This window comes from Paraburkholderia sp. J41, from assembly GCF_905220235.1.
Classification (GTDB): Bacteria; Pseudomonadota; Gammaproteobacteria; order Burkholderiales; family Burkholderiaceae; genus Paraburkholderia.
This window is the reverse complement of sequence record NZ_CAJMZE010000082.1, coordinates 1-1,371: the sequence shown is the minus strand read 5'-3', so window position 1 is coordinate 1,371 and position 1,371 is coordinate 1. Positions and strand designations below refer to the sequence as shown.

The following is a 1,371-nucleotide window of genomic DNA, read 5'->3' as shown; positions in this document are numbered from 1 at the left end:
GAACCTGTCCGCATTTTTGTGGGCGAGGCGGTTAAAGGAATCGTTACCCGCGCGCCTGCGTGAATCGATCACCAAACAGAATAGCAAACTGGTTCATGGCCGACTTCCAGTCGAAGGCGGCGCGAACGGACTTTGCCAGAACATTGCGTAGCGCCAGCCAAAGCAGCTTGATGGCGGCCTCGTCGTTCGGGAAATGGCCTCGGGTTTTGATGATCTTGCGCAACTGCATGTTCAGGCTCTCAATGGCATTCGTTGTGTACACAACGCGTCGAATCTCCGGTGGAAACGCGAAGAACGGCGTGACGTGCTCCCACGCCCGCTGCCATGACTGCACGATCATCGGGTATCTGAGACCCCAGGGGCCGTCAGCGAAGGCCTGCAGAGCCTGCCGCGCCGCCCCTTCACTGGCGGCCGTATAGACCGGGCGCAGCGCCGCCGCAAGGGCCTTGCGGTCCTTGTAGCTGGCGTACTCCAGACTATTGCGGATCAGGTGCACGATACAGGTCTGCACAGCCGTTCGGGGATAAGCGGCACCGATTGCGTCGGCCAGCCCCTTCAGGCCGTCGACCACCGCAATCAGGATGTCCTGGCAACCTCGGGTCTTCAGTTCGTTGAACACCTTGAGCCAGAACTTCGCACCCTCGGTCTGTTCAATCCACAGGCCCAGCACGTCGCGCTGGCCGTCGGCCTGAATGCCCAGGGCCAGATAGACCGCCTTGTTGCTGACCACGCCGTCGTCGCGGATCTTGACGCGCAGGGCGTCGAAGAACACCACCGGGTACATCACCTCCAGCGGACGGTTCTGCCAGGAGAGCGTTTCGGCCATCACCTCGTCGGTGACCGAGCTGATGAAATCGGGCGATACCTCGGTGCCGTAGCTTTCGGCCAGAAAGGCCTGAATCTCGCGCACGCTCATGCCGCGCGCGTACATCGCGATGATGCGCTCATCGAACCCGGTAAAACGCCGCTCGTGTTTGGGGATCAGGACGGGTTCAAAGCTGCCGTCGCGATCGCGGGGCACCCCGACGCGCACGGGGCCGCGATCTGTGATGACCGTCTTGCCACTGGCGCCGTTGCGCTCGTTGGCTTGCCCGGCCGGTTTGGACTGGCCTGGTGGGTATCCCAGATGCAGATTCATCTCCGCGCCCATTGCCCGCTCGATAACAGCCTTGTTGAACGCGAGCATCAGGTCCTGCACCTCGGCCGGCGTCATCGGCCCCTTGACCAGTTCGTCCAGCAGCGCCTTGGGCAGTTCAGGCAGCGGCCCTCGGGCCGCTGCCTGAGACGCCACCGTACGTTTCTTCTTCATCGGCATATCCATGATTTTTACCTCTCATGATATGCCTCGCCCACAAAATGCCGGATAGGTCC

Annotated in this window: 1 protein-coding gene; it reads right to left on the bottom strand. The window is 61.7% G+C overall.

Features of this window, described 5'->3' with window-relative positions:
• Positions 1–43 precede the first annotated feature (43 nt).
• Entirely contained in the window at positions 44–1,315 is a 1,272-nt protein-coding gene (locus tag U5805_RS31495; RefSeq protein ID WP_415914699.1) for an IS256 family transposase, read from the bottom strand.
• Between the last annotated feature and the right edge of the window lie 56 nt (positions 1,316–1,371).